We start from the raw sequence: 562 nt of genomic DNA, 5'->3' as shown, positions 1-562 counted from the left end.
TCCACCAACGTAAGGGGACGGTGGCGGCGGTTCGCCGGGTGATTGAAAACCTCGGCTACAGCATGACGTTACAGGAGTGGTGGGAGGTGGCCGACCCCGCCGGGACATTCCGCCTTGAGATTGACCTGAAGGATATCGGTATTACCGAAACGATGATTAAGGAGCTGGAGCGGATTATTGGCGATGCGCGACCGGTCAGCCGCCATATTGCCCGCCTGTCACTGTCAGCGGGGACCACCGGTCCGGTGTATACCGGCGCGGCCTCGTGCGGCGGGGAGGTTATCAGCGTGTATCCGCCGGAATATACGCCGGATGAGGCTGCCCGTTATGACGGCGGCGGGTTCCATTCCGGGTCGGTCACCTATACCGAAAATCAGCGCGGGGAAGACTCACATCGCTATGACGGTCGCACTTTTCACGATGGCCGTGGCGTTTACGCAGGAGAATAACATGAGTGCAATTAACGAACAGACGAAATGGGAAGATGAGGTTTACCTGCTGGCGCGTGAAGACCGGGTGGAGGGCGGCATTTATGGTCCGTCAAACAAACAGGCCCGGCAGC

The 562-nt window shown here is 59.1% G+C and carries 1 protein-coding gene; it reads left to right on the top strand.

The window, feature by feature from the left end; translation table 11 throughout:
- On the top strand, window positions 1–449 hold a 449-nt coding region (locus tag CWM61_RS28595; protein ID WP_100632282.1), incomplete at its 5' end, for a phage tail protein I.
- Window positions 450–562: the final 113 nt, after the last annotated feature.

The organism is Klebsiella sp. K-Nf6 (genome assembly GCF_002806655.1).
In the GTDB taxonomy this organism is placed as follows: domain Bacteria; phylum Pseudomonadota; class Gammaproteobacteria; order Enterobacterales; family Enterobacteriaceae; genus Klebsiella; species Klebsiella variicola.
Note: the sequence above shows the minus strand (reverse complement) of the source record. Positions and strands in the feature narration are given on the sequence as shown.